The sequence below is a fragment of the Streptomyces sp. NPDC034670 genome, assembly GCF_055574875.1.
Map to the genome: position 1 here is coordinate 1 of NZ_JBVITR010000014.1, position 21899 is coordinate 21899.

Annotated in this window: 24 protein-coding genes; 9 read left to right on the forward strand and 15 right to left on the reverse strand. The window is 72.8% G+C overall.

What is annotated here, in order from left to right; all coding sequences use genetic code 11:
• Nucleotides 1-394: 394 nt before the first annotated feature.
• Nucleotides 395-1036 (reverse strand): DNA-3-methyladenine glycosylase, encoded by a 642-nt coding sequence (locus ACZ56B_RS12610; RefSeq protein ID WP_468789109.1) that lies wholly within the window; start codon nt 1034-1036, stop codon nt 395-397.
• A gap of 186 nt (nt 1037-1222) precedes the next feature.
• On the opposite strand from ACZ56B_RS12610, the gene ACZ56B_RS12615 reads away from it, so the two are divergent.
• The 3 genes from ACZ56B_RS12615 to ACZ56B_RS12625 all read left to right on the forward strand — a co-directional run bounded on the left by ACZ56B_RS12615 (nt 1223) and on the right by ACZ56B_RS12625 (nt 3299).
• Nucleotides 1223-2005, forward strand: coding sequence for a sporulation protein (locus ACZ56B_RS12615; RefSeq protein WP_468789111.1), 783 nt, complete (start codon nt 1223-1225; stop codon nt 2003-2005).
• 40 nt (nt 2006-2045) lie between these two features.
• Nucleotides 2046-2585: a YbhB/YbcL family Raf kinase inhibitor-like protein gene (locus ACZ56B_RS12620; protein WP_468789113.1), complete on the forward strand. Its 540-nt coding sequence runs from the start codon at nt 2046-2048 to the stop codon at nt 2583-2585.
• A gap of 207 nt (nt 2586-2792) precedes the next feature.
• Nucleotides 2793-3299: an HNH endonuclease gene (locus tag ACZ56B_RS12625; RefSeq protein WP_468789114.1), complete on the forward strand. Its 507-nt coding sequence runs from the start codon at nt 2793-2795 to the stop codon at nt 3297-3299.
• 91 nt (nt 3300-3390) lie between these two features.
• On the opposite strand, the gene ACZ56B_RS12630 is transcribed toward ACZ56B_RS12625, so the two are convergent.
• From ACZ56B_RS12630 to ACZ56B_RS12640, 3 genes are all read right to left on the reverse strand, one after another.
• Nucleotides 3391-4347, reverse strand: a complete 957-nt coding sequence (locus tag ACZ56B_RS12630) for an SPFH domain-containing protein (RefSeq protein WP_468789115.1) — start codon at nt 4345-4347, stop codon at nt 3391-3393.
• A gap of 132 nt (nt 4348-4479) precedes the next feature.
• Entirely contained in the window at nt 4480-4911 is a 432-nt protein-coding gene (locus tag ACZ56B_RS12635) for an NfeD family protein (protein WP_468789116.1), read from the reverse strand.
• A 94-nt stretch (nt 4912-5005) separates the two neighbouring features.
• The gene (locus tag ACZ56B_RS12640; protein WP_468789117.1) at nt 5006-5803 is read right to left on the reverse strand and encodes an ABC transporter ATP-binding protein; all 798 of its coding nucleotides are present in this window, start codon (nt 5801-5803) and stop codon (nt 5006-5008) included.
• 162 nt (nt 5804-5965) lie between these two features.
• On the opposite strand from ACZ56B_RS12640, the gene ACZ56B_RS12645 reads away from it, so the two are divergent.
• The gene (locus tag ACZ56B_RS12645) at nt 5966-6754 is read left to right on the forward strand and encodes a hypothetical protein (protein ID WP_468789118.1); all 789 of its coding nucleotides are present in this window, start codon (nt 5966-5968) and stop codon (nt 6752-6754) included.
• Between the two features lie 95 nt (nt 6755-6849).
• Here the strand turns inward: ACZ56B_RS12645 and ACZ56B_RS12650 are convergent, their stop codons facing one another.
• The 3 genes from ACZ56B_RS12650 to ACZ56B_RS12660 all read right to left on the reverse strand — a co-directional run bounded on the left by ACZ56B_RS12650 (nt 6850) and on the right by ACZ56B_RS12660 (nt 9032).
• Nucleotides 6850-7095, reverse strand: coding sequence for a chaplin (locus ACZ56B_RS12650; protein ID WP_468789119.1), 246 nt, complete (start codon nt 7093-7095; stop codon nt 6850-6852).
• A gap of 157 nt (nt 7096-7252) precedes the next feature.
• Entirely contained in the window at nt 7253-7894 is a 642-nt protein-coding gene (locus tag ACZ56B_RS12655) for a response regulator (protein WP_468789121.1), read from the reverse strand.
• Nucleotides 7887-9032 (reverse strand): GAF domain-containing sensor histidine kinase, encoded by a 1146-nt coding sequence (locus tag ACZ56B_RS12660; protein ID WP_468789122.1) that lies wholly within the window; start codon nt 9030-9032, stop codon nt 7887-7889. Before ACZ56B_RS12660 ends, ACZ56B_RS12655 begins: the two co-directional genes overlap by 8 nt.
• A gap of 211 nt (nt 9033-9243) precedes the next feature.
• Between ACZ56B_RS12660 and ACZ56B_RS12665 the strand changes: the two genes are divergently transcribed.
• The 3 genes from ACZ56B_RS12665 to ACZ56B_RS12675 all read left to right on the forward strand — a co-directional run bounded on the left by ACZ56B_RS12665 (nt 9244) and on the right by ACZ56B_RS12675 (nt 12076).
• On the forward strand, nt 9244-9942 hold the full coding sequence (locus ACZ56B_RS12665) for an SDR family NAD(P)-dependent oxidoreductase (protein WP_468789123.1): 699 nt from the start codon (nt 9244-9246) through the stop codon (nt 9940-9942).
• Nucleotides 9939-11021: an S-adenosylmethionine:tRNA ribosyltransferase-isomerase gene (locus tag ACZ56B_RS12670; protein WP_468789124.1), complete on the forward strand. Its 1083-nt coding sequence runs from the start codon at nt 9939-9941 to the stop codon at nt 11019-11021. The genes ACZ56B_RS12665 and ACZ56B_RS12670 overlap by 4 nt, the downstream gene beginning before the upstream one ends.
• Before the next feature lie 299 nt (nt 11022-11320).
• Nucleotides 11321-12076: a transglycosylase SLT domain-containing protein gene (locus ACZ56B_RS12675; protein ID WP_468789125.1), complete on the forward strand. Its 756-nt coding sequence runs from the start codon at nt 11321-11323 to the stop codon at nt 12074-12076.
• Nucleotides 12077-12176: 100 nt separating this feature from the next.
• Here the strand turns inward: ACZ56B_RS12675 and ACZ56B_RS12680 are convergent, their stop codons facing one another.
• Entirely contained in the window at nt 12177-14711 is a 2535-nt protein-coding gene (locus ACZ56B_RS12680) for an ABC transporter ATP-binding protein/permease (protein WP_468789126.1), read from the reverse strand.
• A gap of 458 nt (nt 14712-15169) precedes the next feature.
• Here ACZ56B_RS12680 and serB point away from each other — a divergent pair, with 458 nt between their 5' ends.
• Complete coding sequence (gene serB / locus ACZ56B_RS12685) at nt 15170-16378, forward strand: phosphoserine phosphatase SerB (protein WP_468789127.1); 1209 nt, start codon at nt 15170-15172, stop codon at nt 16376-16378.
• Nucleotides 16379-16456: 78 nt separating this feature from the next.
• Here serB and ACZ56B_RS12690 read toward each other — a convergent pair whose 3' ends face one another.
• From ACZ56B_RS12690 to ACZ56B_RS12705, 4 genes are all read right to left on the reverse strand, one after another.
• A complete protein-coding gene (locus tag ACZ56B_RS12690; RefSeq protein ID WP_468789128.1) occupies nt 16457-16975 on the reverse strand; it encodes a SixA phosphatase family protein in 519 nt (172 codons plus the stop codon).
• Nucleotides 16976-17039: 64 nt separating this feature from the next.
• Complete coding sequence (locus tag ACZ56B_RS12695) at nt 17040-17246, reverse strand: hypothetical protein (RefSeq protein WP_468789129.1); 207 nt, start codon at nt 17244-17246, stop codon at nt 17040-17042.
• A 177-nt stretch (nt 17247-17423) separates the two neighbouring features.
• Nucleotides 17424-17540: an SGM_5486 family transporter-associated protein gene (locus tag ACZ56B_RS12700; protein ID WP_468789131.1), complete on the reverse strand. Its 117-nt coding sequence runs from the start codon at nt 17538-17540 to the stop codon at nt 17424-17426.
• A 52-nt stretch (nt 17541-17592) separates the two neighbouring features.
• Nucleotides 17593-18894, reverse strand: a complete 1302-nt coding sequence (locus ACZ56B_RS12705) for a CynX/NimT family MFS transporter (RefSeq protein ID WP_468789133.1) — start codon at nt 18892-18894, stop codon at nt 17593-17595.
• A 70-nt stretch (nt 18895-18964) separates the two neighbouring features.
• Here ACZ56B_RS12705 and ACZ56B_RS12710 point away from each other — a divergent pair, with 70 nt between their 5' ends.
• Nucleotides 18965-19657: a FadR/GntR family transcriptional regulator gene (locus ACZ56B_RS12710; RefSeq protein WP_468789135.1), complete on the forward strand. Its 693-nt coding sequence runs from the start codon at nt 18965-18967 to the stop codon at nt 19655-19657.
• A gap of 94 nt (nt 19658-19751) precedes the next feature.
• On the opposite strand, the gene ACZ56B_RS12715 is transcribed toward ACZ56B_RS12710, so the two are convergent.
• The 3 genes from ACZ56B_RS12715 to fabG form a co-directional block, all read right to left on the reverse strand.
• Nucleotides 19752-20099: a hypothetical protein gene (locus ACZ56B_RS12715; protein WP_468789137.1), complete on the reverse strand. Its 348-nt coding sequence runs from the start codon at nt 20097-20099 to the stop codon at nt 19752-19754.
• A 178-nt stretch (nt 20100-20277) separates the two neighbouring features.
• On the reverse strand, nt 20278-21045 hold the full coding sequence (gene fabI, locus ACZ56B_RS12720) for an enoyl-ACP reductase FabI (protein ID WP_468789139.1): 768 nt from the start codon (nt 21043-21045) through the stop codon (nt 20278-20280).
• A 5-nt stretch (nt 21046-21050) separates the two neighbouring features.
• Complete coding sequence (gene fabG / locus ACZ56B_RS12725) at nt 21051-21770, reverse strand: 3-oxoacyl-[acyl-carrier-protein] reductase (protein ID WP_468789141.1); 720 nt, start codon at nt 21768-21770, stop codon at nt 21051-21053.
• Nucleotides 21771-21899: the final 129 nt, after the last annotated feature.

Genomic DNA, 21899 nt, shown 5'->3' on the forward strand with positions numbered 1-21899 from the left:
AACATATCTGGCGTTGACTTTTGGCACGCTGTTGAGTTCTCAAGGAACGGACGCTTCCTTCGTACTCGCCCTCGCGGGCTTTCCTCCGGGCGCTTTCCCTTCGGTCCTGCGTTTCCGACTCTACCAGACCTTTCCGGTCCGATTCCCTGTCGGCGGGATGTGCCGTCGGCCTTCGGCTTTCGCCGGTCGGCCTTTCGACATTCACTACGTTAGCCGATTCCCCCGCTCGATTCATAATCGAGTTCTGCGGTTCGGAATTCAGACATGCGGACATGAAGAATCCGAGCCCGCCGAGGGCTGATCGTCAGTAGTGGGTTGTCCTCTTCCGGCTGCAGGCGAGTGCCGTACCCGGTTCAAGAGGCCCGGACTACGTTACGTGTCTTCCAAGGCCGAGTCAACTCCGTCGGCGCCTCGGGACATGGGCCCGGTACGGGCTCACGGTCGGGTCGTCGGCGATCCAGAAGCGCCAGGGGTGGACGGCCCCGTCGCCGGAGACTCCGGTGCGCGGACCGTTGCGTACCTGATCGGGGGGGACGGGGGTGCCGGTGAGCACGCGGAGCGGGGTCTCGTCGGGGGCGCAGGCGTCCGTGCCGTTGAGGGCGCGGTCGACGTCCAGGGCGGTGGCCAGGCGGGCCGGTCCCTTGGCCAGTTCCTTGTCGTTGCGGGCCGAGAGCCGACGGGTGCGGGCCAGCTCCGCGCCCTCGACGATCTCGCCGGCGCGGAGCAGGACCGCGCTCGCCCGCTCCTCGGGACCGCACACCAGGTTCATGCAGAACCACATGCCGTAGGTGAAGTAGACGTACACATGGCCGGGCGGGCCGAACATCACGTCGTTGCGGGCCGTGCGCCCCCGGTAGGCGTGCGAGCCGGGGTCGTTCGGGCCGTCGTAGGCCTCGACCTCGGTCAGACGCAGGGCGATCGGGCCGTCGGGGGTGGTCCGCACCAGGATCCGGCCCAGGAGGTCCGGAGCGACCTCGAGGACGGGGCGGTCGAAGAACTTCCGGGGCAGGGGCGTACGGTCAGGGCTGGCGATCATGCCGTCCCAGAGTAACGGAGTCGGGCGGTGGCACGGGGTGGTCACCGGGCCCCGCGCTTGCCAGGGTGGGCACGGAACCGGCCACGGCCGGATCGCGTTCATAGGGATCACAGGGTCCCTGCGCACGAGTCGATGCAGGACGACGGATCAGGTGTGGCCCACGGGGGTCGCCGGAGAGGGAGAGAGATGGCGTTCAAGAAGCTGCTCGCGAGTCTGGGAGCCGGCGGGGCCTCGGTCGAGACGGTGCTGCACGAGGCCAACGTCGTCCCGGGCGGTGTCGTCCAGGGTGAGGTGCGGATCCAGGGCGGGTCCGTGAACCAGCAGATCGAGGGGCTGTCGGTCGGGCTGCAGGCCAAGGTCGAGGTGGAGAGCGGCGACCAGGAGTACAAGCAGGACATCGAGTTCACGAAGTCCCGCCTGGGCGGCGCCTTCGAGCTCCAGGCGGGGGCGGTGCACGCGGTGCCGTTCGGTCTGGAGATCCCCTGGGAGACGCCGATCACGATGATCGACGGGCAGCCGCTGCGCGGGATGGACATCGGGGTGACCACCGAGCTGGCGATCGCGCGGGCCGTGGACTCCGGCGACCTGGACCCGGTCAACGTGCACCCGCTGCCGGCGCAGAAGGCCATCCTGGACGCGTTCATCCAGCTGGGCTTCCGCTTCAAGAACGCGGACATGGAGCGCGGCCACATCCGGGGCACCCGGCAGAAGCTGCCGTTCTACCAGGAGATCGAGTTCTTCCCGCCGCAGCAGTACCGGGGGCTGAACCAGGTGGAGCTGAGCTTCGTGGCCGACGAGCGGGAGATGGACGTCGTGCTGGAGATGGACAAGAGGGGAGGGCTGTTCAGCGAGGGCAGCGACACCTTCCGGTCCTTCAAGGTCGGGCTGAACGACCACCAGGGGACCGACTGGGCGGCATACCTCAACCAGTGGCTGTCGGAGGTCGGCAGCAGGCGCAACTGGTTCTAGGCTCGGTCCCACCGAACGCAGACGATCAGGAGGTACCGAGGTGACCGAGCTCAAGCGGCGGCCGCTCCCCCATGACTTCCATCCGCCCGTGCCGTCGTTCACGGTGACGAGCGAGGACGTCGAGGAGGGGGCGACGCTCAAGGACGCTCAGGTCCACGCGGCGGGCAACACCTCGCCGCACCTGCGGTGGGAGGGCTTCCCGCCGGAGACCAAGAGCTTCGCCGTGACCTGCTACGACCCCGACGCCCCGACGGGCAGCGGGTTCTGGCACTGGGTGGTGTTCGACATCCCGGCCTCGGTGACCGAACTGCCGGCGGGTGCGGGCGGCGGCGCGTTCGAGGGGCTGCCCGAGGGCGCGGTCCACGCGCGCAACGACTACGGCACCAAGGACTTCGGGGGTGCCGCGCCGCCGCCCGGCGACGGACCGCACCGGTACGTGTTCACGGTGTACGCCGTGGACCGGGAGAAGCTCGGTCCGGACTCGGACGCCTCTCCCGCCGTGGTGGGCTTCAACCTGCGGTTCCACACGATCGCGCGTGCCCAGCTGATCGGCGAGTACGAGGTGCCCGCCGGTTCCTGAGCGGCCCGGACGCCCCGGAGCGTTCACGGAACGTTTGCCCGCCCCTGGTCCTGGAATTGATCGGGGGCGGGCATTTTTGTCACCGGGAGCGCGGGGGTCGCCTCCCGCTGGAGCAGCGGATATTGCGTTGTCCATCTCGGTGTGCCCGGCCAGAGTTGACCCCAGCCCGCCGAGGGGTGGGCCGGTGCACACGGGAGGTGGGCTGGTATGCGGGACACGCTGGTGCTGAACGCGAGCTTCGAGCCGCTGTCGACGGTGACGCTCAACCGAGCCGTCGTTCTGGTGCTCCAGGACAAGGCCGTCGTCGAGCAGGCCCACCCCGAACTGCGGATGCGGGGAGCCGCGGTCGACATACCGGCGCCCCGGGTGATCCGGCTCTGCCAATACGTGAGGGTGCCGTTCCGAAGACAAGCGCCGTGGTCGAGGCGGGGCGTCCTGGTGCGGGACCGGCACAGGTGCGCCTACTGCGGGCGGCGGGCGACGACCGTGGACCACGTGGTGCCGCGGTCCCGGGGCGGCCGGGACACCTGGCTGAACACGGTGGCCTCGTGCCCGGAGGACAACCACCGCAAGGCGGACCGGACTCCCCAGGAGGCGGGGATGCCGCTGCTGCGGCAGCCGTTCGAGCCGACGCCGGCGGACGCGATGCTGCTGGCGCTGGGAGAGGACGACTTCGACGCGCTGCCCCAGTGGCTGGTCCAGTCCGCGGCCTAGGCCTCCCGTTCGGATCAGGCCGGACGTCGTGCGGCGGGCCCGCCTCCCCGTGGGGGGCGGGCCCGCCGTTCGTGTCCGTGCCGGCGCGATGTCAGTCGATGGTCGGCTTCTCCCGGCGCTCCTGAGGGGGAACGCTGCCGCCGGGGGCTTTGCCGCCGCCCGAACCGCCGCCCATGGCCCCGAAGTTGCCCACGGCGCCGGAGAGGCCCTTGAGCGCGTCGCCGATCTCGCTGGGGACGATCCAGAGCTTGTTGGCGTCCCCCTCGGCGATCTTGGGGAGCATCTGGAGGTACTGGTAGGAGAGCAGCTTCTGGTCCGGGTCGCCGGCGTGGATCGCCTCGAAGACCGTGCGGACGGCCTGGGCCTCGCCCTCGGCGCGCAGGGCCGCGGCCTTGGCCTCGCCCTCGGCCCGGAGGATCTGGGACTGCTTCTCGCCCTCGGCGCGCAGGATCTCGGACTGCCGGACGCCTTCGGCCTGGAGGATGGCGGCGCGCTTGTCGCGGTCGGCGCGCATCTGCTTCTCCATCGAGTCCTGGATGGAGGTGGGCGGTTCGATGGCCTTGAGCTCGACGCGGTTGACGCGGATGCCCCACTTGCCGGTGGCCTCGTCGAGGACGCCGCGCAGGGCCGCGTTGATCTCCTCGCGGGAGGTCAGGGTCCGCTCCAGGTCCATGCCGCCGATGATGTTGCGGAGCGTGGTGACGGTGAGCTGCTCGATCGCCTGGATGTAGCTGGCGACCTCGTAGGTGGCGGCGCGCGCGTCGGTCACCTGGTAGTAGATGACGGTGTCGATGTTGACGACCAGGTTGTCCTGGGTGATGACCGGCTGCGGCGGGAACGGGACGACCTGCTCACGCAGGTCGATGCGGTTGCGGATGGTGTCGATGAACGGGACGACGATGTTCAGGCCCGCGTTGAGCGTCCGCGTGTAGCGGCCGAAGCGCTCGACGATGGCGGCGCTGGCCTGTGGGATGACTTGGATCGTCTTGATCAGGGCGATGAAGACCAACACCACCAGGATGATCAGGACGATGATGATCGGCTGCATCGTCGGTTCCCCGTACCCTTCTTCGCCTCGGCGCCTTGGGCAGATCCTATGCCTGTTGAGGATCTTGCTGGTCGAGTCTGACAGACCGTCGTGGAACTCGGGGGTGGTTCGGCTCAGTTGTGTCGCGCGGGGTCACATGACGACGGCCGTGGCCCCCTCGATGTCGACGACGTCCACTTCCTGGCCCACCTCGTAGGCGCGGCCGGCGTCGAGGGCGCGGGCCGACCAGACCTCGCCGGCCAGCTTGATCCGGCCGCCGGAGCCGTCGACGCGTTCCAGGACGACGGCCTGTCTGCCCTTCAGGGCGTCCACCCCGGTGGCGAGTCGGGGCCGCTGGGCGCGATGTCTGGTCGCGATGGGCCGCACCACGGCGATGAGGGCGGTCGAGACGACGGCGAAGACCACCACCTGGGCCACGGCGCCGCCGCCGAGGAACCCGGAGACCACTGCGGCGGCGACGGCGCCCACCGCGAGCATGCCGAGCTCGGGCATCGCGGTGATCACGAGCCCGATGCCGAGTGCCGCCGCGCCGATCAGCCACCACAGCCATGCGTCGATGTCCACGGGGTCATGGTAGGACCGCGCGCCCGGTCGCCGACAGGGCGCCGCTCGGGCGGAAAGGGCCGTCATGCCCGGTGCGCCGGGGGCTCGGAGGGGTTCAGGACATCGGGAGGCCCTGGGCGGTCCAGCGGTCGCCGACCTGTTCGACGACGAGGGGCAGGCCGAAGCAGAGGGAGAGGTTGCGGGAGGTGAGTTCGAGCTCCAGCGGGCCGGCGGTGAGGACCTTGCCCTGACGGATCATCAGGACGTGGGTGAAGCCGGGGGCGATCTCCTCGACGTGGTGCGTGACCATGATCATGGAGGGGGCGATCGGGTCGCGGGCGAGGCGGCCGAGGCGGCGCACGAGGTCCTCGCGGCCGCCGAGGTCGAGGCCGGCGGCGGGCTCGTCGAGGAGCAGCAGCTCGGGGTCGGTCATCAGGGCGCGGGCGATGAGGGTGCGCTTGCGCTCGCCCTCGGAGAGGGTGCCGAACCGGCGGTCCAGGTACTCGGACATGCCGAGGCGGTCGAGGAAGGCGCGGGCGCGCTGCTCGTCGATGTCCTCGTACTCCTCCTGCCAGCCGGCGGTCATGCCGTAGGCGGCGGTGAGCACGGTCTGCAGGACCGTCTGGCGCTTGGGGAGCTTGTCGGCCAGGGCGATGCCGGCCACGCCGATGCGCGGGCGCAGTTCGAAGACGTCGGTGCCGGGCGTGCCGAGGGTCTCGCCGAGGATGGTGGCGGTGCCCTTGGTGGGGTAGAGGTAGCTGGACGCGATGTTGAGGAGGGTGGTCTTGCCGGCGCCGTTGGGGCCGAGGATGACCCAGCGCTCGCCCTCCTTGACCGACCAGGAGACCTGGTCCACCAGAGCCCGGCCCTCGCGAACCACGGATACGTCCTGAAGTTCCAGAACATCGCTCATGAGCGCCTTGTCTCCCCTTGCAGTGTGGCCGGTCTCGGCTGTCGCGTAACGCCTGTGGGTCGGTCCGCCGCACCCGTGGGCGCAGCCCTCCATGAAATCTACGCCACCGGCCGGGCCGGGCATTCCATCGGGCCGGTCCTGAGGTCGGCCTAGGGTGGGGGCATGTTCTCGGAACCTCGCTCAGGACGCCTTGCCGCTTGGGGAAATGCCCTGCTCGCCGGACTTGTCTCGCCGGATGACGCCGTGCTCGCCGTGGTGGGCGAGGACGCGGTGCACCGGGTGGCGGGGCTGCCGGGTGAGTCCGCGCCCGTGGGGCTCACCCTGGCGCTGGGGCGGCTGCGGGGGCTGGGGGTGAGGGGGCTGCGGGTCGCGCTGCCCGTGCCGGGGCATCCGCTGGGGCTGAGCGGTCCGCCGGAGTTCAACGCGCGGGCGCTGGAGGCCGGGGAGGCGGTGGTCTGCCACGGGGCCGCGTTCGGACTGGTGCCAAAGGTGCGCGAGGCCGGGCCGGACGGTGATGTGCACGTCGAGGTCGTGTGGCACTGCCTGGCGGTGCGGGAGGCGCCGCCCGCCGACGTGCCCTCGCTCGGTGAGGCCGAGCGGGAGCTGGCGGAGGCCCTGCGGGAGGCGACCGAGGTGCTGACGCGGCTGGACGTGGCCGGGTCGGGGCCGGTGGCCGAGGCGGCGATCGACGCCTACCGGGCGCGGGCCGAGGCAGGGCGCGGGGCGCCGGCGCCGGGGTATCCGCCGCGGGCGGTGCGGGTGCTGGAGCTGGCGCAGCGGGTGGGGACGCTGATCGCGCTGGCGGGGACGAGCGGGCACGGGGGCGCGGTGAGCGCCTCGGAGATGGCGGCGCGCGGGGAGGCGCTCAGGCCGGTGGAGCGCACGGCCCGGCGGGCGCAGGTCGCGGCGTACAACTCCGTCGTGGAGGAGCGTGAGCGGGGGACGCGGTGAGCCGCGTGCGCACGGACGACACGGTGCGGACACGGCCGACCGGCCTCCCGTGCGGGGCCGGGAGGCCGGGGTCCGCACCGCTCCGGTGACGGGTGTCAGTCGTTGACGGCCACGTTGCCGAAGGCCGGGTTCAGCAGGCCGACGACGTTGACGCTGTTGCCGGAGACGTTGACCGGGACGTCGGCCGGAACCTGGACGAGGTTGCCGGAGGCGACGCCCGGGGAGCCCACGGCCTGGCCGTCGGCGTGCGCGCCCTCGGTGGCGGAGGCCACGCCCGTGCCGGCGGCGAGCAGACCGCCGGCCACCATCGCCATGGCCGCTGCCTTCTTCAGGTTCTTCACTTTCCAAGCCCTCCTTGCGACGGCCGCGGCAGGCGCCGCGGCACGCCCTGGAGAACGGCGGGCGTCCGAAGAGGATGCGCCGTTCGGGGGACATTCCCACGACGGTATGAATCTCTGATCGGAGGGGAACCTTCCGCGCCGTCCGGGGCGTCGCGGGTCAGCCGCTCAGGCCGTGGCGCACCGCCCAGAGGGCGGCCTGGGTGCGGTCCGCCAGGTCGAGTTTCATCAGGATGTTCGAGACGTGCGTCTTCACGGTCTTCTCGGACAGCACCAGGGCGCGGGCGATCTCCCGGTTGGAACGCCCGTCCGCTATCAGGCCGAGTACCTCGCGTTCCCGTTCGGTGAGCGAGCCGGCGCGTCCCTGGCCCGGGGCGGACTCCTCCTGGGACAGCAGGGCGCCGGCCACCTCGGCCTGGAGGAGGACGTGACCGGCGTGCACGGAGCGGATGGCCCCGGCGAGCGCGTCGGGGTCGACGTCCTTGTACACGTACCCGGCGGCGCCCGCGCGCAGGGCCGGGACCACCGTGCGCTGTTCGGTGAAGCTGGTGACGACCAGCACGCGCGCGGGGTGGTCCAGTTCGCGCAGCCGGCGCAGCGCGTCCACGCCGTCCGTGCCCGGCATCTTGACGTCCATGAGGATGACGTCGGGCCGCAGTTCCTGTGCGAGGGCCACCCCCCGGCTCCCGTCCGCGGCCTCTCCGACGACCTCGATGTCGTCCTGCACCTCGAGGAAGGTGCGCAGGCCCCGGCGCACCACCTGGTGGTCGTCGACCAGCAGCACCCTGATTGCGTCAGCCACCGGGGACCTCCATCTCGATCGTGGTGCCCTTGCCGGGCGCCGATTCCACGGTCAGCCTCCCGCCGGCCCCGCTCGCCCGGTCCCGCATGGAGACCAGGCCCAGGTGGCGTCCCGCGCGGCGGACGGCCCGCGGGTCGAAGCCGCTGCCGTCGTCGGTGACCCGCAGGACGGCTCCGCCGCCGCGGCGTTCCAGGGTGACGTCGACGTGCTCGGCCCCGGAGTGCCGCAGGGCGTTGTGCAGCGCCTCCTGGGCGACGCGCAGCACGGCTTCCTCCTGGGCCGCGGGCAGGGCCCGCACGCCGCGGCCGGTGAAGGTGACGCGTGCGGTGTGGGCGCGGTCGAGGACCCGGGTCTGGGTGCGGAGGGTGGCGACGAGCCCGTCCTCGTCGAGGGCCGCGGGGCGCAGCTCGACGACCGCCGCGCGCAGTTCGTCGGCGGCTTCGGCGGCCAGGACGGCGACCTGCTGGAGTTCGCCCTTCGCGCGGGAGGGGTCGCGGTCCACGAGGCGGGCCGCGGCCTGCGCCGTCAGCCTCAGGGAGAAGAGCTTCTGGCTGACGGCGTCGTGGAGTTCGTGGGCGAGGCGGGAGCGTTCCTCGGCGATGGTCAGCTCGCGGCTGCGTTCGTAGAGCCGGGCGTTGGTGAGGGCGATCGCCGCGTGCTGGGCGAGGATGCCGAGCAGTTCCTCGTCGTCCTGGGTGAAGCCGCAGGTGCCCTCGGGTTTGGGGCACTTCTTGTTGGCCAGGAACAGGGCGCCGACGACCTCGTCGCCGGCGCGGACGGGCAGGCCGAGGAAGTCGGCCAGGTCGGGGTGGGCGTCCGGCCAGCCCTCGAAGCGGGGGTCCCGGCGCACGTCGGCCAGGCGCTGCGGCGCGGCCTCCTTCAGCATCGCGGCGAGGATGCCGTGCTGGCGCGGGAGGGGGCCGATGGCCCTCCACTGCTCGTCGCTGACGCCGTCGACCACGAACTGGGCGAATCCGCCGTGGTCGTCGGGCACGCCGAGCGCGGCGTACTGGGCGTCGAGCAGTTCGCGGGCCGAGACGACGATCGTCTTGAGGACGTCGCGCACCTCGAGGTGCCTGCTCATGGCCAGCAACGCGGAACTCACCGCGGCGAGGCCGGACCGGGGGCCGTGGCTCATGCCCTCACGGTACCGGCGGGCGGGGACGGCCGGATCGGGCGGGCGGCGGCCGCGGCCCGGGCCGCAGGTCCTAGGCCCCGGGTCCTCGGGTCGGCGGCGTAGGGCGAAGGGCCCCGGCCGCCTGCGTCCGCCGCCCGAGGCGGGGCGGGCGGCGGCGTCCCTACGGTGTGATCACGCCGATCGGACGGCGTTCACGACAAGGGGGCACGTCATGCCGGTGGCGATCGTCACGGGGGCTTCGAAGGGGCTGGGCAGGGCGCTGGCCGGGGCGCTGGCCGCGCGCGGCTGGGACCTGGTGCTCGACGCGCGGGACGCGGTCCGCCTGGCGGAGGCGGCCGGGGTGGTGTCCGCGCACGGCACGCGCGTGAGCGCGCTGCCCGGGGACGTCGCGGACGCCGGGCACCGCGCGGAGCTGGTGGCCACGGCGGAGCGGCTGGGCGGGGTCGACCTGCTGGTGCACAACGCGAGCGCGCTGGGCGCCGAGCCGCTGGTGCGCCTGGCGGAGCTGCCCCTGGACGGGTTGCGGCGGGCGCTGGAGGTGAACCTGGTGGCGGCGCTGGGGCTGGTGCAGGAGGCGCTGCCGCGGCTGCGGGCCTCGCGGGCGGGCACGGTGGTCGCGGTGAGTTCGGACGCCGGCGCCGAGGCCTACGGGACCTGGGGCGGGTACGGGGCGTCCAAGGCGGCGCTGGACCACCTGGCGGCGGTGCTGGCCGTGGAGGAGCCGGGGCTGCGGGTGTGGGCGGTCGATCCCGGGGACATGGCGACGGACCTGTACGCGGCGGCCGTACCGGACGACGACGCTCCGAGGCCGGAGCCGGCCCGTGTGGTGCCGGCCTTCCTGCGGCTGCTGGACGAGCGGCCGGCGAGCGGCCGCTACGCGGCTCCGGCGCTGCTGGAGGAAGGGCGGTGACCCTGGCCGTCCGGGTGCCGCGGGAGCTGTCGGCGCGGGTGCCGGCCGAGCAGCGGGGGCCCGGGCTCGACCGGGACTCGGTGCGGCTGCTGGTGTCCCGGGGCACGAGGGTGTCGCACCACGCCTTCGCGGAGCTGCCGCGGCTGCTGCGGGCCGGGGACCTGCTGGTGGTGAACACCTCGCCGACGCTGGCGGCGGCCGTCGCCGGGTGGGTCGGGGGCACGCGCGTGGTGGTGCACTTCTCCACCCGCGGGGACGACGGCCGGTGGGCGGTCGAGCTGCGGGACCCCGACGGCCGCGGCACCACGCGCGCCCGTGCGGGGGGACCCGCGGGGACGGAGGTGCGGCTGGCCGGGGGCGCGCGGCTGGTGCTGGAGGCGCCGCTGAGCACGCGGGGCCGGCGGTTGTGGTGGGCCCGCGCGCCGCGGGACGTGCCCGGGGTGCTGCGGGAGCACGGGCGGCCCGTCCGGTACGCCTACACGGAGCGGGACCAGCCGTTGTCGGCGTACCAGACGGTGTTCGCGCTGCCGTCGCCGGAGGGAGCGGGCAGTGCGGAGATGCCGAGTGCGGGGCGCCCGTTCACGGCGCGGACGGTGGCGGAGCTGGTGAGCCGCGGGGTGTGGTTCGCCCCGGTCGCCCTGCACGCCGGGGTGGCGTCGGCGGAGGCGCACGAGCCGCCGTACCCGGAGCGGTTCGTGGTCCCCGAGGCGTCGGCCCGGCTGATCGGCGCGGTGCGGGCGGGGGGCGGCCGGGTGATCGCGGTGGGGACGACGGCCGTGCGGGCGGTGGAGTCGGCGGCCGGGGCGGACGGGGTGGTGCGGGCCCGTGCGGGGTGGACCGATCTGGTGGTGACGCCGGAGCGCGGGGTGCGGGTGGTGGACGGGCTGCTGACCGGGCTGCACGAGCCGGAGGCCTCGCACCTGCTGATGCTGGAGGCGGTGGCGGGCCGGGCGGCGGTCGACCGCGGTTACGAGGAGGCGCTGCGGGAGCGCTACCTGTGGCACGAGTTCGGGGACGTCCACCTGGTCCTGCCCGAGCACGACCCTCACTCAGCGCATTGCTCCAGCAACCAGCGGTGAGAAGCGCAGTCGGGTGATGTGAGGCCGAGCATAGGACGTACATCACGTACGAACGGGTTTAGGAGAGACATACCGGCCACACGAGCGGGTCCAGCGGTCCTATATGCCCGATTCGCCCATCCGTGATCCACTACCCGACTTCGTACGTCACATCTTTGCCTCGCCATTTTGCGGCCGCTAAGAATGGCTGCCGTCGCTCGACGCCGCGGGTTCCGCCCGCGGCGTTCTGCCGGAAGTCTCCCCCTCCCCCCTCCGGCACGCCGAGCGACCTCCGCGCTATTCGAAGAGGTCCATTCCCCATGCCGAAGAACTTCCTCACCCGTGGTCACGGCCGCGCCCTGAACCGCCAGCACAGGATCGCCGCCGCCGGTGTCGCCGCCCTCGGCGCCGCCGCCATAGGTCTCTCGGCGGTGCCGAGCAGCGCGTCGACGACCGCCACGAGCGAGGCCGCCGCTCCCGCCGCGCAGGTGGCGTACAGCACCGAGCCGATCAAGGACGTCAAGGCCGACATCACCGACCTTCAGGCCGGCGCCGGCCTGAAGGTCGAGGAGATCTCGGCGAAGAAGGAGGCGGAGGCCCGGGCCGCCGCCGAGAAGGAGGCCGCCGCGGCCGAGCAGAGGGCCGCCGCCGCGGCCGCCGCGAAGGAGCGGGCCGAGAAGGCGCGCCAGGCCGAGGAGGCCGCCAGCCGGGCCGCCGAGCGCGCCGAGGTGAAGGAGTCCGCCCCGAAGGCCTACGCCGACAACCTGGACGGCTGGATCCGCGAGGCCCTGTCCGTCATGAAGAAGCACGGCATCCCGGGCTCCTACGAGGGCATCCACCGCAACATCATCCGGGAGTCCTCCGGCGACCCGAAGGCCATCAACCTCTGGGACATCAACGCCCGCAACGGCATCCCGTCTAAGGGCCTGCTGCAGGTGATCCCGCCGACGTTCGAGGCGTACCACGTGCCGGGCACGTCGAAGGACATCTACGACCCGGTCGCCAACATCACCGCCGCCTGCAACTACGCGGCCGACCGCTACGGGTCCATGGACAACGTCGACAGCGCGTACTGAGGTCGGCGCGGACCTCTCCCCCACGCACCCGCACGCCGAAGGGCGGCACCCTCCTGACGGGGTGCCGCCCTTCGGCGCCGCACGGCGGTGGCCACCGGGACTACTTGCGCATGACCTCGGGCTCGTGCCGGCGCAGGAAGCGGGCCACGAAGAAGCCGCAGACCACGCCGAGGGCGATGAGCGCGCCCATGTCCAGGGCCCAGGCGCCGACCGTGTGCTCCCACAGCGGGTCGGTGTCGCCGGGCGTCTCCGGCGGGCTGATCCTGTTGAAGTCCAGCGTGGCGCCGGAGGCGGCGACCGCCCAGCGCGACGGCATCAGGAACGAGAACTGGTTGACGCCGATCGAGCCGTGCAGGGTGAAGAGGCAGCCGGTGAAGACCACCTGGATGATCGCGAACATGACCAGCAGCGGCATGGTCTTCTCGGCGGTCCTCACCAGCGAGGAGATGATCAGGCCGAACATCATCGAGGTGAAGCCGAGCGCCATGATCGGCAGGGAGAGCTCCAGCAGCGTGAACCCGCCGAGGACCAGGCCCTCCTCGGGGATCTCCCGGCTGGAGAAGCCGATCACACCGACCAGCAGGCCCTGCAGCACGGTGATCGTGCCGAGCACGCACACCTTGGACATCAGGTACGCCGAGCGGGACAGGCCGGTGGCGCGCTCCCGCTCGTAGATGACCCGTTCCTTGATCAGCTCGCGCACGGAGTTCGCGGCCCCCGCGAAGCAGGCGCCGACCGCGAGGATCAGCAGGACCGTGGTCGCCGTGCCGTTCGGGACGAGCCGGCCGGTCCGCGGGTCGGGCGGGTTGGGCAGCAGGCCGCGGTCCGGGTTGATGAGCAGGCTCACCGCGCCGAGGACGGCCGGCAGGACCACCATCAGGGCGAGGAAGCCCTTGTCGGAGGCGATCACCGAGACGTAGCGGCGCACCAGGGTGACGAACTGCGGCGTCCAGCCCTGCGGCTTCGGCGGCCTCATCGCCTGCATCGGCGGCACCTGCGCGGCCTGCGGGGCGACCGCGTCGATGTCCGCGGCGTACATCTGGTAGTGCTGCGAACCCTTCCAGCGGCCCGCCCAGTCGTAGTCGCGGTAGTTCTCGAAGGCGGAGAAGACGTCGGCCCAGGTGTCGTAGCCGAAGAAGTTCAGCGCCTCATCGGGCGGGCCGAAGTAGGCGACGGACCCGCCGGGGGCCATCACCAGGAGCTTGTCGCACAGCGCCAGCTCGGCCACCGAGTGGGTGACGACGAGGACCGTGCGGCCGTCGTCGGCCAGACCGCGCAGCAGCGTCATCACGTCGCGGTCCATGCCCGGGTCGAGGCCGGAGGTCGGCTCGTCCAGGAAGATCAGCGACGGCTTGGTGAGCAGCTCCAGGGCCACCGAGACGCGCTTGCGCTGGCCGCCGGAGAGGGAGGTGACCTTCTTCTCCTTGTGGATGTCCAGCTTCAGCTCGCGCAGCACCTCGTCGATGCGGGCGTCGCGCTCGGCGGCCGTGGTGTCGGCCGGGAAGCGGAGCTTGGCCGCGTACGTCAGGGCCTTCTTGACGGTCAGCTCCTTGTGCAGGATGTCGTCCTGCGGGACCAGACCGATGCGCTGACGCAGCTCGGCGAACTGCTTGTACAGGTTCCGGTTGTCGTAGAGGACCTCGCCCTGGTCGGCGGGCCGGTAGCCGGTGAGCGCCTTGAGCAGGGTCGACTTGCCGGAGCCGGACGGACCGATGACCGCGATCAGCGACTTCTCCGGGACGCCGAAGGAGACGTCCTTGAGGATCTGCTTGCCGCCGTCGACCGTGACGGTCAGGTGGCGGGCGGAGAAGGACACCTCACCGGTGTCGACGAACTCCTCGAGCCGGTCACCGACGATCCGGAACGTCGAGTGGCCGACGCCCACGACGTCGGCGGGGCCGAGCAGGCGCGAGCCGCCCTTGGGGATCGGCTGGCCGTTGACGTACGTGCCGTTGTGCGAGCCCAGGTCGCGGATCTCCATGCGGCCGTCGGGCGTCGAGTGGAACTCGGCGTGGTGGCGGGACACCTGGAGGTCGGAGACGACCAGGTCGTTCTCCAGGGCGCGGCCGATGCGCATCACGCGGCCGAGCGAGAACTGGTGGAACGTGGTGGGGCTGCGGTCGCCGTGGGCCGGCGGCGTCCCCGCGCCCCCGCCGGGGCCCTGCTGCTGCGGGATGTGCGGCGGCTGCGGCGCCGCGTGCTGCTGCTGTGGCTGCGGCTGCGGCTGCGGCTGCTGCCAGCCCGCCTGCGCCGCGGGCGGCTGCTGCTGCGGTGCCTGCGGGGACCAGCCCGGGTGCGCCCCCCGGGCCGCGTACGGCTGCTGCGGCGCGGCGGCCGGGGCCGCGACGCCGGACAGCGTCACGCGGGGCCCGTCGTTCGCGTTGCCCAGGTGCAGCACCGTGTCGGAGCCGCACTCCAGGTGGTGGATCCGCTGCCCCTGCACGAACGTGCCGTTGGTGCTCCCGTGGTCCTCGACGACCCAGCCGCGGCCGTTGAAGCTGATCGTGGCGTGACGCCAGGAGACCCTGGCGTCGTCCAGCACCACGTCCCCCTGCGGATCGCGTCCGAGGGTGTAGGACCTGGACGGATCGAGCGTCCAGGTCCGTCCGTTTGATTCCAGTACGAGTTCCGGCACTCCATGCCCCACTGAGTTGTCCCCCGAATTTCCCCCGTCGCAGGGAGTCTAGGGATGTCGAACATCGTGGGGAACTATTCCAGGCCCGGTCCGCCGACCGGAAGCCGGGCCTTGTCACGACCGCGCACCAACGCGTCCGCCGTCTCCGCCGGCGGGGCGGGAACCGGACCGGGGAACGGTGGACCACGCGAGGGGGCGTGCGCGGCCGTCCGGCGGCCCGCCGGTTCCCGGTGACCGCGACGGGCCTGACGGCGTCCGCGGTTCACGGCGCGCCCGCCGTGACCACCCCCGCCGGGCCGCCCCGGAACGGGCCCGGCCGGGGGCGCGGGGCGCGGGGCGGAGGGCGGAGTACGGGGAGGAGCAAGGTCCGGGACACCTCCGCGACGCCCGGTGTTCGCCGTCCGTCAGGCGGACCTCGGGGGCGCGGGGCACCTGGTGCCGGATACGGTGGGAACACCATGAGCGCATCGCAGACCTCCGAGCTCCCCACCCTCCTCGTCAAGATCTTCGGCAAGGACAGGCCGGGCATCACGGCCGGCCTCTTCGACACCCTCGCCGCCTATTCGGTCGACGTGGTCGACATCGAGCAGGTCGTCACCCGTGGCCGGATCACCCTGTGCGCGCTCGTGACCGAGCCGCCCCAGGGGCTGGAAGGGGATCTGCGGGCGACCGTCCACAGCTGGGCGGAGTCGATGAAGATGCAGGCGGAGATCATCTCGGGCATCGGCGACAACCGGCCGCGCGGGCTCGGCCGTTCCCTGGTCACCGTGCTGGGCCACCCCCTCACCTCGGAGGCGACGGCGGCGATCGCCGCCCGGATCACCAAGGCCGGCGGCAACATCGACCGCATCTTCCGGCTCGCCAAGTACCCGGTGACCGCGGTGGAGTTCGCGGTATCCGGGGTGGAGACGGAGCCGCTGCGCACCGCGCTGGTGACCGACGCGGCCAGGCTCGGGGTCGACATCGCCGTGGTCGCGGCGGGGCTGTACCGCAGGGCGCAGCGCCTGGTCGTCATGGACGTGGACTCGACCCTCATCCAGGACGAGGTGATCGAGCTCTTCGCCGCGCACGCCGGCTGCGAGGACGAGGTCGCCGAGGTGACGGCGGCGGCGATGCGCGGGGAGCTGGACTTCGAGCAGTCGCTGCACGCGCGGGTGGCGCTGCTGGAGGGGCTGGACGCCTCGGTGGTGGACAAGGTGCGCAGCGAGGTGCGGCTGACGCCGGGCGCCCGCACCCTGATCCGTACGCTGAAGCGCCTCGGCTATCAAGTCGGCGTGGTGTCCGGTGGGTTCACCCAGGTCACGGACGACCTGAAGGACCGGCTGGGGCTGGACTTCGCCCAGGCGAACACCCTGGAGATCGTCGACGGGAAGCTGACCGGCCGGGTCACCGGCGAGATCGTGGACCGGGCGGGCAAGGCCCGGCTGCTGCGCCGGTTCGCGGCCGAGGCGGGGGTGCCGCTGTCGCAGACCGTGGCGATCGGCGACGGCGCCAACGACCTGGACATGCTCAACGCGGCGGGTCTCGGTGTCGCCTTCAACGCCAAACCGGTGGTGCGCCAGGCGGCCCACACCGCGGTGAACGTCCCCTTCCTCGACACGGTCCTGTACCTGCTGGGCATCACCCGCGAGGAGGTCGAGGCGGCCGACACCCCCGACGGGGACTGAGGCGCCCGGTCACGGCACGGGCGGGGCCCGGCACCTTCCGCGTCCGCGGGGTGCCGGGCCCCTGTCGTGCCGGACGGGTCACTCGGTCGGCGCCCAGTAGTCGAGCAGGGTGGCGACACCGGGCTCCAGGGTCTTCCAGGAGCCGGTGAAGGACAGGACGGTGAAGGCGGCGGCCGGGTAGCCCCGGCGGCTCATCCGCTCGCGGGCGTCGCCCTCGGCCCCGCCGGCCAGGACGTCGGCGAGGCCCTGGATGCCCGGGTTGTGGCCGACCAGGAGGACGTTCTGCGCGTCGTCGGGCGTCTCGTTGAGCAGGGCGATCAGCTCGCCGGGCGAAGCCTCGTAGATCCGCTCCTCGTAGACGGTCTTCGGTCGCTGCGGGAACTCCTGGACCGCGAGCTTCCAGGTCTCCCGGGTCCGGACCGCGGTGGAACACAGGGCCAGGTCGAAGGCGATGCCGGTGTCGGCGAGCTTGCGTCCGGCGACCGCGGCATCCATGCGGCCCCGCTCGGCGAGCGGGCGCTCGTGGTCGGCCACCGGGGGCCAGTCGGCTTTCGCATGCCGGAAAAGGGCAATCCTACGGGGTTCTGCGACGCTCATGGAACCCAGCTTCGCACGAAACAGGCCACGAGGCGCAGGGAGTTGGCGGCCGCTCCCGGGGCGTTCAGCGGGCCACGAGCTGCTGTACGCGCTCGACGAGGTGGGTGAGCCCGGGTTCCCCCGCGGCCGCGTGGGCGTCGGAGGGGTTCAGGACCAGGGCGAGCAGCGTGACGAAGGCGAGCGCGGGCAGGGCGAGGGCCCACCACGGCAGCCTGGTGCCGGCGCCGCCCCGGGGGGCCGGGTGGGGCCGGGTGTGCGTGCGCGCCGCCATGGGAGGCCTCCGTCCTTCGTGTGGTCCGTGGTCCGCTCCCGCGGCCACCTCTCGAAGGTACGGATCTCCCGGGGACCGGCCCATCCGGTGATCCACCCACTTGACCCTGAGCCTGTCCCCCTAGGGGACAGGGGGGCCGGCACCACCACGGCCGCCCGGACGGGGCGGCGCGGGCCGTCATGGCGCGAGGAAGCTCGCGATCACTCCGATGACGATGAAGATGGCGAAGAAGGCGCCGAAGACGAGCAGCATCTTCTTCTGGCCGTTCTGCGGGTTCGGGTCGAGGACTGGCATGGGGCCAGTCTCGCACCTTTCCTCCCGCGGTGGCCCCCGGGGTCGGACGGGGTCAGCGGGCCGCCGCCGTCTCCTCCTCCACCGTGCGGTCGCGGCCCGCCAGGACGCCCGCGATCGTCTGCGGGACCATCAGGCCGGCCATCAGCGCGATCGGCGGCCCCCAGCCGCCGCTGTGCTGGTAGAGCACGCCCACCAGCAGTGGTCCCGGGACGGAGATCAGGTAGCCGGTGCTCTGCGCGAAGGCCGACAGCCGGGCCACGCCCGCGCCGGTCCCGGCCCGCATCCCGACCAGGGTCAGCGCCAGCGGGAAGGCGCAGTTGGCGATGCCCAGCAGCAGCACCCAGGCCCAGGCGCCGGCGGCCGGCGCGAAGTACAGGCCGGTGTACCCGGCGAGGCCGCTCACCCCCAGCACGAGCACGATCGGCCCCTGCCGGGGCAGCCGCGCGGCGAGGCGCGGTATGACGAAGGCCAGCGGCACGCCCATCAGCATGAGGACCGCGAGCATCAGCCCGGCCGTGCCCGCGGGCACGCCCGCGTCCCGGAAGATCTGCGGCATCCAGCCCATGGTGATGTAGGCGACGGTCGCCTGGAGCCCGAAGAAGACGGCCAGCGCCCAGGCGGTGCGGCTGCGCGTGACGCGCGGCGCGGGCTCCGCGGGCGGGCGCGCGCGCCCGGGCGCCTCCCCGCGTACGCGCCCGCCGGACGGCGCCGCGCCCCGCTCCCGGACGAACGGGAGCCAGGGCAGGACCGCGGCGGCGGCGAGGGCCGCCCACAGGGCGAGGCCCGTGCGCCAGTCCCCGCCCAGCGCGTCGGTCAGCGGCACGGTCGTCGCGGCCGCCACGGCGGTGCCCAGGGCGAGGGCCATCGAGTACAGGCCGGTCATGGAGCCGACCCGGTCGGGGAAGTGGCGCTTGACGATGACCGGCATCAGGACGTTGCCGACGGCGATGCCCATCAGCGCGAGGGCGGTGGCGGCCAGGAAGCCCGCCGTGCCGCCCGCGAACGGACGGATCAGCAGGCCGGCGGCGATGGCGGCCAGGCCGGCGCACACCACCGCGCCGGCGCCGAAGCGCCGGGCCAGCCGGGGCGCGGCGACGCCGAAGACGGCGAAGCACAGCGAGGGCACCGAGGTGAGCAGCCCGGCCACGCCGCCGCTCATGCCGAGCCCGTCGCGGACCTCCTCGAGCAGCGCGCCCAGGCTGGTGATGGCGGGGCGGAGGTTCAGCGCGGCCAGCACGATGCCGGCGACGAGCAGCCGCACGGTCCACGCGCGCGGCCCGGTGGCCCGGGAACCCGGGGCTTCGGTCGTGGACGCGCGGGTCCGGATCTCCTCACTGGGCATGGGGACCATCATAGAATGATGGGATGATTCATGGCCGGTGTCGAGGCAGCCGTCCGGCACCCCCGTCGTGCGAAGGTGGGCCATGCCGTTGAGCCATCCCCGCCGTTCGGCGCTGTCCGAGCAGGTCATCGCCGCGCTGCGGGCCCAGATCACCTCGGGCGAGTGGCCGGTCGGCTCACGCATCCCGACCGAGCCGGAGCTGGTCGAACAGCTGGGGGTCGCCCGCAACACGGTCCGCGAGGCCGTCCGCGCGCTCGCGCACAACGGGCTGCTGGACATCCGCCAGGGCTCGGGCACGTACGTGGCGGCCACCAGCGAGCTGGCCGGCGTGATGCACCGCCGCTTCGCCGGCGCCGATCCCCGGCACATCGCCGAGCTCCGCTCCGCCCTGGAGTCGGCCGCGGCGCGGCTGGCCGCCGAGCGGCGCACGGAGCGGGACCTCAGGCAGCTCGACACGCTGCTGCTGCGCCGCGAGGAGGCCTGGGAGTCGGGTGAGGCGGAGGCGTTCGTGGCGGCGGACGCCACGTTCCACCTGGCCGTCGTGGCCGCCTCGCACAACGACGCGCTGACCGCGGTGTACGCGGACCTGGGCGAGGTGCTGCGGGACTGGCTGCGCGACGACGTGGGGCGGGAGCTGACTCCGCGGACCCGCATGGACCACGGGCGGCTGGTGGAGGCGATCCGCGCGGGCGACGGGGCCACGGCGGCCGAGGAGGCCGCCGCCTACCCGCTGGTGTGCCGGCCGGGGCGGCCGGGGGCGCCGGGCGCCTCCTGAGCCCGCCCCGCCGGCGGGCGACCCGGCGAAGGCCCCGGCGGAGGCTCCGGCGGACGATCCGGCGGAGGCTCCGGCGGACGGTCCGGCGGACGGCTCAGCCTTCCCTCCGGTGGGTGATCCACGCCGAGTGGACCTCCTCCCAGCAGCGTCCGGTCAGCTCCACGGTCTGCGCGGGTTCCACGGCCACCGGGACGCCGTCGCCGTCGAGGTCCCACCAGCGGACGCACTCGACGTGCAGGCTGACACGATCGGTGTCCGGATAGGGGTTGTGGCAGTGGGCGGTCACCCGGGATCCGTCGATGCGGACCCGGCAGGCGGCGCCGAACAGGTCGTCGGACCGCGTCTCGGCGAGGCGCACGCGCGCGTACGCCACCGCCTCGCACGGCAGGGCGAGCACGAGGGCGACGGCCGCGGCCGTCGAGGCCAGGCGGAACAAGCGCACGGGGGACCTCCGCGGCCGTACGGGGGAGGGAGGGGGTCGCGCGACGGGCGCGCTCTTCCACGGTGCCCCGCCGGCGCCCCGTTCCGCCCGCGCTGCTGAGCCGAACGGGGGGTGCGCCCGGGGGCCCGCACCCCGAGGGTGCGGGCCCCCGTCGGCTCCGGGACCGGGTCGGCCGCGCTCACGCGCCGACGGCGTGCAGACCGCCGTCGACGTGGACGATCTCGCCCGTGGTCTTCGGGAACCAGTCGCTCAGCAGGGCGACGATGCCGCGGCCGGCCGGCTCCGGGTCCTTCAGGTCCCACTCCAGCGGGGCGCGGGTGTCCCACACGGAGGCCAGCTCGCTGAAGCCCGGGATGGACTTGGCGGCCATGGAGCCGATCGGGCCCGCCGAGATCAGGTTGCAGCGGATGTTCTGCTTGCCCAGGTCGCGGGCCATGTAGCGGTTGGTCGCCTCCAGGGCGGCCTTGGCGGGGCCCATCCAGTCGTACTGCGGCCAGGCGTACTGCGCGTCGAAGGTGAGGCCGACGACGGAGCCGCCGTTCTGCATCAGCGGCAGGCAGGCCATGGTCAGCGACTTGAGGGAGAACGCCGAGACGTGCATGGCGGTGGAGACCGACTCGAACGGCGTGTTGAGGAAGTTGCCGCCGAGCGCGTCCTGCGGCGCGAAGCCGATGGAGTGCACGACGCCGTCGAGGCCGCCCAGCTCCTCGCCGACGACGTCGGCCAGCCGGCCGAGGTGCTCGTCGTTGGTGACGTCGAGCTCGATGACCTTGGTGGGCTTCGGCAGCTTCCTGGCGATGCGCTCGGTCAGGGTGGGCCGTGGGAACGCGGTCAGGATGATCTCGGCGCCCTGCTCCTGCGCCAGCTTGGCGGCGTGGAAGGCGATGGAGGACTCCATCAGCACACCGGTGATCAGGACGCGCTTGCCCTCGAGGATTCCGCTCATGTCGTTCAGTGACCCATTCCCAGTCCGCCGTCAACGGGGATGACGGCTCCAGTGATGTACGAGGCGTCGTCCGAGGCGAGGAACCGCACGGTCGCGGCGACCTCCTCCGGCTGCGCGTACCGGGCGAGCGGCACCTGCGCCAGGATCTTCGTCTGCTGCTCCTCGGTGAGCTCCCTGGTCATGTCGGTGTCGACGAAACCGGGCGCGACGACGTTGAAGGTGATGTTGCGCGAGCCCAGCTCACGGGCGAGGGAGCGCGCGAAGCCGACCAGGGCGGCCTTGGAGGCGGCGTAGTTCGCCTGCCCCGCGGAACCGAGCAGTCCGACCACCGAGGAGATCAGCACCACGCGGCCCTTCTTGGCCCGCAGCATGCCGCGGTTGGCGCGCTTGACGACGCGGAAGGTGCCGGTGAGGTTGGTGTCGACGACGGAGGTGAAGTCCTCCTCCGACATCCGCATCAGCAGCTGGTCCTTGTTGACGCCGGCGTTGGCCACGAGGACCTCGACGGGGCCGTGCGTCTCCTCGATCTCCTTGTAGGCCTGCTCCACCTGCTCGGCGTCGGTGATGTCGCACCTGACGGCCAGGCAGCCCAGGTCCGTCAGGGCGGCCGGCGGCTCCCCCGAGCGGTACGTGACGGCGACCTTGTCGCCGGCTTCGGCGAACGCGCGGGCGATGGCGAGGCCGATGCCCCGGTTGCCTCCGGTGACGAGAACCGAGCGGCTCAACGGATCACCCTTTCGATAGCGGTTTCGTTCCCCGCCCGCACGCCCGGGCGAGGGGCGGCGACGACAGGCGGCTTCCCTGAGAACCTATCGGTCCGGATCCGCCCGAGGACATTCGGGCACCCACAGTGG